The sequence below is a fragment of the Streptococcus sp. 10F2 genome (assembly GCF_054331515.2).
In genome coordinates this window covers 1-6,126 of the sequence record NZ_JBTGGE020000074.1, presented here as the reverse complement: position 1 = coordinate 6,126, position 6,126 = coordinate 1, and the positions used below count along the sequence as shown (strand labels likewise).

Below are 6,126 nucleotides of genomic sequence, written 5' to 3'. Positions count from 1 at the left end.
ATCCCTTCCTCTCCCCGCTACCTCACGATAGTCAGGCTTGGGAGTCGCTATTGGGTTCACCGGTAGCAGGTGCCCACAGAGGACTTACACCTCAGATGTACGACATGCCCGTCGTACTAGAAAAACCTTGCTTCTTAGAATACACTTCCAAAAGCAAGGTTCTGAAAAATAATCTAGGTCCTAAATTCCTTGGACCATACTAACGAAAGAATGACCTAATGAGCTACCATTTCTTGAGCTACTTCCTGAGCCGTTAAGCTAGATGGATAGTAGGTCGGCCAATTCGTTAATTCCTCCCAAAGGGCTTCTTGACTGTCCCCACCAAAATACAAGTGGAAATGGGCTGATTGAGTTGGAGCAATTTGGTGGTCACTAAATTGGAAGTATTTGAAGCGCCCAGCATTTGGCTCTTCTGCTTCAAATTGGAAGCGTACACCCCGATTGCCTTTCTCATAGGTTAAAATTTTAAAACCTGCAGCCTTATAAGTATAAGTCTCCTCACCCTTATCCGTTACAAAGGTGACCTTATTACCTTTGATTTTAATTTGGTTGACATCGGTTTTGTAACCAGTCCTATAGTATTCCTTGTATTCCTGAGCCGTCTTGTCACCTTTTTTCTTAGCCTTATAGTCAAAAACTTGATCTAACTGGCCCGATTCCAGATAAGGATAGACAGACTGCCAATCTCCTTCCCAATCGCTAAGGGACCGATTTTTAACATCTTTATCCTCAAAATAGCCGTTGGCAACCGTTTTTTCAGTTACGGTCTCAGAAGCCTGAGGTTTAGATGCTTCCTTAAAACCAGCCAGTAATTGCTCTAGATTTTCCTCCATCAGACTAAGATAGGAGGCTCCTTGGTCAATATCCTTCTGGGGAACACCTTCTAAGGTATGAAGTTGGCCTAGCTCGACACCGGCCTCAGAGGCTAGTGTTTCGGCTAGTTTATTGGAAGAGGAGGATTCGACATAAATACGCTTGAGTCCAGTCTCTTTGACCTGATCGGCTAGTTCTTGGATACTCTTCAAAGAAGGTTCTTCCTCTGTGGAAAGACCCACAATGGACTCTTGTTGAAGCTGATAATCAAAAGCCAGGTAATTGAAGGCTGTGTGTTGACTCAAGAATGTGTAGCCCTTGTAGGCCGCTAACTTTTCTTGATAGGATTGATCTAATTGATCCAATTCCTTAAGATAAGCTGCCGCATTTTTTTCAAAAGTCGCAGCCTGATCCGGATAGCGTTCCTTTAGCTGATCCCGCAAAGAAGCCACCAGCAGTTTAGCCCGATAAGGAGATAGCCAAAGATGTGGATCCAACTCATGGCTATGCTCCTCAGCTCCATGATCATGATTGTGGTCTTCTTGCCCCGGTAGAAGAATCATGTCCTTGCTAGCCTGAATAGTCCGATCTGCTGATAGAACACCACTTTTTTCCAAGTCTGGTACCCACATTTCCATATTGGGATCCAGATAAAGGAAGGAGGAAGCTTCTTGAATACGGCTGACATCCTTAGCCGATGGTTCATAGCCGTGCACTTCAGTTCCAGCTTGAACCAAGAGTTGCACATCCGCTTCATCTCCAACAATTTTTTGTGTAAATTCATAGACGGGATAGAAGCTGGTCACCAGTTGAATATCCTTTTTGGCCCCCTGGGACTGGCAAGCGGTTAGGAAAAGGAAGAATCCTAATAGAAGGACGGCAAGTCCTTTTTTACGTTTTTTCATAAGAACCTACTTTCTCTTAAGCAGAGCCACCACCATGAAAATGGCGATGAAAATTAATGTAATACTAGCGCTGGCCGGACTTTCCCAATAATAGGAGAGGAAAAGACCTGCAACCATGCCCACTAAGCCAATCAGACAAGAAAGCCAGAGAACTGACCGGAAATGACGACCTAGACGCAAAGCAATACTGGCTGGCAAAATCATAATGGTCGAAACCAAAAGTGCCCCAGCAGCTGGAATCATGAGTGCAATAGCGACCCCACTCATGATATTAAAAGTAATCGACAAGGCACGGGTAGGAATCCCATCCACCTGAGCTGTGTCCTCATCAAAGGTGAGCAAATAAAGCGGTCGGTAAGCCAAAACCAGAAAGAGTAAGACTACTGCAGCAATCGCAAAGAGACCCACTACCTGCTCCCAGGAAATGGTGACGATAGAACCGTAGAGATATTGCTCTAAACTCATGGTCTGAACTCCTCCAGACTTACTCATAACGACCATAGCAATGGCCAAACCAGCAGCCATTAAGATAACCGTCCCAACTTCCAAATAAGAAGCATAAACTGTTCGTAAGTACTCCAAGAAGACAGCGGCTACCATCACTACCACTAGGGTCATCCAAGTCGGTGACAAACCTAAGAGCAATCCCAAGGCTACCCCTGCTAAGGAAATATGACTCAACGTGTCACTCATTAAACTTTGCCGACGCAGAATCAGAAAGACTCCAATTGCTGGTGAAAAGAGACTCATCGCCACAATCGCCAATAAAGCCCGCTGGAAAAAAGCATAATCCAATAAACTCATGCGCCTTCCTCCTCTCCTTGATGTAACTGGAAGCAACGCCAAGGTGAGTCTTGCTTCCGCAGCAGGTGAATATTCCGATCAGCGTATTCTGCTACTTCCTCCGGATCGTGGGTTACCATCAAAACTGCTTTCCCATGCTTATGAGCTGAATGGTTCATGAGCTCATAAAAGTCTTCCTTAGAGACCGCATCCATTCCCGTCGTTGGTTCATCCAGGACGAAAAAGTCAGGGTCCGAGGCAAACATCCGAGCCAAGGCCACTCTCTGCTTCTGTCCACCCGAAAGAGCCCCAATAAAGCTTTTCCGCTGTTCCCATAAGCCAACAGCTTCCAAACTTACCTGAACATGCTCCTTGTCATGTTCCGTCAGCCCCTTCCACCATGATTTACGAGGATACCGACCAGAAGCTACAAACTCCTCCACCGTTGAGGGAAAACCAGAATTAAAACTGGACACAGTCTGTGGCAGATAGGCAATCCGTAAGGCTTGTCCCTCCCGATTTAACTCTGCCCGCTCCACACTTCCTTGACTGGGCTTGAGCAGGCCTAAGCTTGCCTTGAGTAAGGTAGACTTAGCTGCCCCATTCTCCCCTGTCAGGGTCACAAATTCGCCAGCATCAATATGGTAAGATACTCCCTCCAATACTGGTTCTTTATCATAGTAAAAGGTCAAATCCTTGACCGTCAAATAGCGCATCTTTATTCCATCTCCTTCGCTAATTCTTTCAGAAACTTGGCAATCACAGTTTGCTCATCTTTTGAAAAACCTTGAACCATTTTCTGCAAAGCTTGACTGGTTCGCTCATGGTGTTGCGCATGCTCATCCGCAACCGCTCTACCTGCCTTGGTCAATTGAAAATAAACCAGGCGTCCATCTTGTTCATCACGTTTGGTCTCTAGTAAGCCTTCCTTACTCAAAAGCTTCGTCGCCTTGGTCATGGCCGCCTGGGAAAGGCCTAGTTCTTTTGCCAGGCTGGAATTGGTTAAGGGCTTTTGTGCTAATACCATTAAAATATGTTCCTGGGTATTGGTGAGATGAATAGGGCTTTGGCAATCCCCTAGCAGAAGCTCATGCTGGTTCTCTGCTTTTTTCAAAACCAAATCCAAAACACGACTAATCTCACTTCCTAACATAAAATCTCCTTAACTGGTTAATGTTTTACTGGTTAAGTATATCGCAAAAAAAAGATAGAGTCAAGTCTGACTCTATAACATTCTGACACAGTATACTTCTTTGCAAAATCCCTTAACTGAATTAACTACACGGCGGGCAATCTTATCACTAGCGCAAAGGGCAAAGACTGTGGGACCACTGCCACTCATTAAGGTAGCATCAGCTCCAGAAGCTGCTGCACAATTTTTGATTTTCTGGATTAGTGGCTTCCGAGTAATACTAATATCTTCCAAGGAATTTCCAAGATTTGCCAACAGTTGCTCATAATTCCCCTCGTTGATAGCCTGACAAAGTGCAGGTATATTCACAGAATTAATTTTATCCATTTCAACCTGAGAAAAAATAGAAGCCGTTGAAAGCCCAAAAGGAGGCTTAATTAATACAACCCATACTCTAGGAGCCGGTGCCAAAGGATAAACTTCTTCTCCTCGACCCGTTACATAAGCACAGCCAGCATGTACGCAATAAGGTACATCAGAACCAACCTGGGCTCCAATTTCAGCCAGTTGCTCTAGACTATAATCTAACTCCCACAATTGGTTTAAGGCCCGTAAAGTCGCAGCAGCATCACTAGAGCCACCCGCTAAACCAGCAGATCTAGGAATTCGCTTATCAATGATAATATGAACTCCCCGGTCTTCTAAACCAGCAGCTTGACGCAAATAAAAAGCAGCTTTATAAGCATGATTTTTGAAATTTAACGGCAGCTTCCCACAAGAGGACTCTATCGTAATCTGCTGATCTTCTCGCTCTCGAACTGTAATATAATCATTTAAATCCACACTTGCCATGACCATACCTAACTCGTGAAAACCGTCCTCGCGTTTCCCACGAACATCTAGACCTAAATTGATCTTAGCAGGTGCCTTTTCAACAATTTCTTTCATACATGTCATTTTATCAAAAGATAAGCTAGGAGGAAAGGGGGAAGAATGGATACTCTTCATAAATCCCATTAATGGGAGCTGCTTTCATCTAACCTGACTCCAATCCTGTCTACAGCAACAAAAAAAGTCTTCCGAAGAAGACTTAAGATACCGGCGGCCGGGGTCGAACCGGCACGTCCGTGAGGACACTGGATTTTGAGTCCAGCGCGTCTGCCAATTCCGCCACGCCGGCTTTCACTAATTTATTCAATTAGTAACTGGGGTAGCTGGATTCGAACCAACGCATGAGGGAGTCAAAGTCCCTTGCCTTACCGCTTGGCGATACCCCATTATTAATAAATAGGCGAGTGAGGGGAATCGAACCCCCGAATGTCAGAGCCACAATCTGATGTGTTAACCACTTCACCACACCCGCCATTCTATTAATACACGGGCAGTAGGAATTGAACCCACACTGAAGGTTTTGGAGACCTTAGTTCTACCTTTAAACTATGCCCGTAAGATGGAAGGGGAGGGATTCGAACCCCCGAACCCGAAGGAGCGGATTTACAGTCCGCCGCGTTTAGCCTCTTCGCTACCCTTCCATACAATATTTAATTGTAATGGCGCGAGACGGAATCGAACCGCCGACACATGGAGCTTCAATCCATTGCTCTACCAACTGAGCTACCGAGCCAAATTGCGGGAGCAGGATTTGAACCTACGACCTTCGGGTTATGAGCCCGACGAGCTACCTAGCTGCTCCATCCCGCGCTATTGAAAAGAAAGGAGGATGTGGGATTCGAACCCACGCACGCTTTTACACGCCTGACGGTTTTCAAGACCGTTCCCTTCAGCCGGACTTGGGTAATCCTCCAAAAATTATAAATAGTCCGTACGGGATTCGAACCCGTGTTACCGCCGTGAAAAGGCGGTGTCTTAACCCCTTGACCAACGGACCATATTATAAATGGGCACGAGTGGACTCGAACCACCGACCTCACGCTTATCAGGCGTGCGCTCTAACCACCTGAGCTACGCGCCCAAGTTTAAAACTTGGTATGGTAATTGAACTTTCGTTCAAAGCGGGTGACGAGAATCGAACTCGCGACAACAGCTTGGAAGGCTGTAGTTTTACCACTAAACTACACCCGCTTATATGGGAGTTAACGGGATCGAACCGCTGACCCTCTGCTTGTAAGGCAGATGCTCTCCCAGCTGAGCTAAACTCCCATAAGAAAGCCTAAGCTTTCTTTTCGCTAAGCGACTACCTTATCTCACAGGGGGCAACCCCCAACTACTTCCGGCGTTCTAGGGCTTAACTTCTGTGTTCGGCATGGGAACAGGTGTATCTCCTAGGCTATCGTCACTTAACTGTTTTCTGTAATAATTTGGCGATTTCAGCCTCATCTGCATCTCGGTAATCCTTAGATTTACCTCTACTGGATTCCTTGAACTCATCCAAATTATTTTTGAAAAATTGATTTTTCTCTACAAAACCTTGTAGAGTGAGTGTTAAGAACACTCAAAATTGAATAACTATAGAGGATATGAAATCCAAAAGTA

At 45.4% G+C, this 6,126-nt stretch carries 6 protein-coding genes, 12 tRNA genes and 1 rRNA gene; 1 reads left to right on the top strand and 18 read right to left on the bottom strand.

The window, feature by feature from the left end; all coding sequences use genetic code 11:
• The coding region (locus ACXM1Q_RS08770; protein WP_458517735.1) for a hypothetical protein at positions 1–203 on the top strand (203 nt) is incomplete at its 5' end.
• A gap of 12 nt (positions 204–215) precedes the next feature.
• On the opposite strand, the gene ACXM1Q_RS08765 is transcribed toward ACXM1Q_RS08770, so the two are convergent.
• The 18 genes from ACXM1Q_RS08765 to rrf all read right to left on the bottom strand — a co-directional run bounded on the left by ACXM1Q_RS08765 (position 216) and on the right by rrf (position 5,934).
• The gene (locus ACXM1Q_RS08765; RefSeq protein WP_458517734.1) at positions 216–1,718 is read right to left on the bottom strand and encodes a metal ABC transporter solute-binding protein, Zn/Mn family; all 1,503 of its coding nucleotides are present in this window, start codon (positions 1,716–1,718) and stop codon (positions 216–218) included.
• A 6-nt stretch (positions 1,719–1,724) separates the two neighbouring features.
• Positions 1,725–2,522 (bottom strand): metal ABC transporter permease, encoded by a 798-nt coding sequence (locus ACXM1Q_RS08760; RefSeq protein ID WP_458517733.1) that lies wholly within the window; start codon positions 2,520–2,522, stop codon positions 1,725–1,727.
• Complete coding sequence (locus tag ACXM1Q_RS08755; RefSeq protein WP_458517732.1) at positions 2,519–3,217, bottom strand: metal ABC transporter ATP-binding protein; 699 nt, start codon at positions 3,215–3,217, stop codon at positions 2,519–2,521. The genes ACXM1Q_RS08760 and ACXM1Q_RS08755 overlap by 4 nt, the downstream gene beginning before the upstream one ends.
• A gap of 2 nt (positions 3,218–3,219) precedes the next feature.
• The gene (locus tag ACXM1Q_RS08750) at positions 3,220–3,654 is read right to left on the bottom strand and encodes a zinc-dependent MarR family transcriptional regulator (protein WP_458517731.1); all 435 of its coding nucleotides are present in this window, start codon (positions 3,652–3,654) and stop codon (positions 3,220–3,222) included.
• A 72-nt stretch (positions 3,655–3,726) separates the two neighbouring features.
• Positions 3,727–4,581, bottom strand: coding sequence for a 4-(cytidine 5'-diphospho)-2-C-methyl-D-erythritol kinase (ispE, locus tag ACXM1Q_RS08745; RefSeq protein WP_458517730.1), 855 nt, complete (start codon positions 4,579–4,581; stop codon positions 3,727–3,729).
• A gap of 148 nt (positions 4,582–4,729) precedes the next feature.
• Positions 4,730–4,813 (bottom strand) — tRNA-Leu (locus tag ACXM1Q_RS08740).
• 25 nt (positions 4,814–4,838) lie between these two features.
• Positions 4,839–4,910 (bottom strand) — tRNA-Gln (locus ACXM1Q_RS08735).
• 13 nt (positions 4,911–4,923) lie between these two features.
• A tRNA-His gene (locus ACXM1Q_RS08730) sits at positions 4,924–4,996 on the bottom strand.
• Between the two features lie 13 nt (positions 4,997–5,009).
• Positions 5,010–5,080 (bottom strand) — tRNA-Trp (locus ACXM1Q_RS08725).
• Between the two features lie 4 nt (positions 5,081–5,084).
• Positions 5,085–5,165 (bottom strand) — tRNA-Tyr (locus ACXM1Q_RS08720).
• A gap of 19 nt (positions 5,166–5,184) precedes the next feature.
• A tRNA-Phe gene (locus tag ACXM1Q_RS08715) sits at positions 5,185–5,257 on the bottom strand.
• A 3-nt stretch (positions 5,258–5,260) separates the two neighbouring features.
• Positions 5,261–5,334: transfer RNA gene (locus ACXM1Q_RS08710), tRNA-Met, on the bottom strand.
• A 13-nt stretch (positions 5,335–5,347) separates the two neighbouring features.
• A tRNA-Ser gene (locus tag ACXM1Q_RS08705) sits at positions 5,348–5,437 on the bottom strand.
• A 12-nt stretch (positions 5,438–5,449) separates the two neighbouring features.
• Positions 5,450–5,521 (bottom strand) — tRNA-Glu (locus tag ACXM1Q_RS08700).
• Positions 5,522–5,531: 10 nt separating this feature from the next.
• Positions 5,532–5,605: transfer RNA gene (locus ACXM1Q_RS08695), tRNA-Ile, on the bottom strand.
• Between the two features lie 39 nt (positions 5,606–5,644).
• Positions 5,645–5,715: transfer RNA gene (locus ACXM1Q_RS08690), tRNA-Gly, on the bottom strand.
• A 5-nt stretch (positions 5,716–5,720) separates the two neighbouring features.
• Positions 5,721–5,793 (bottom strand) — tRNA-Val (locus ACXM1Q_RS08685).
• 25 nt (positions 5,794–5,818) lie between these two features.
• Positions 5,819–5,934, bottom strand: a 5S ribosomal RNA gene (rrf, locus tag ACXM1Q_RS08680).
• Positions 5,935–6,126 lie beyond the last annotated feature (192 nt).

Bases quoted from the DNA above. Each gene is read 5' to 3' on its own strand.
- ACXM1Q_RS08760 (WP_458517733.1), bottom strand. From the start codon at position 2,522: ATGAGTTTATTGGATTATGCTTTTTTCCAGCGGGCTTTATTGGCGATT.
- ACXM1Q_RS08750 (WP_458517731.1), bottom strand. From the start codon at position 3,654: ATGTTAGGAAGTGAGATTAGTCGTGTTTTGGATTTGGTTTTGAAAAAA.
- ispE (WP_458517730.1), bottom strand. From the start codon at position 4,581: ATGAAAGAAATTGTTGAAAAGGCACCTGCTAAGATCAATTTAGGTCTA.
- ACXM1Q_RS08765 (WP_458517734.1), bottom strand. From the start codon at position 1,718: ATGAAAAAACGTAAAAAAGGACTTGCCGTCCTTCTATTAGGATTCTTC.
- ACXM1Q_RS08755 (WP_458517732.1), bottom strand. From the start codon at position 3,217: ATGCGCTATTTGACGGTCAAGGATTTGACCTTTTACTATGATAAAGAA.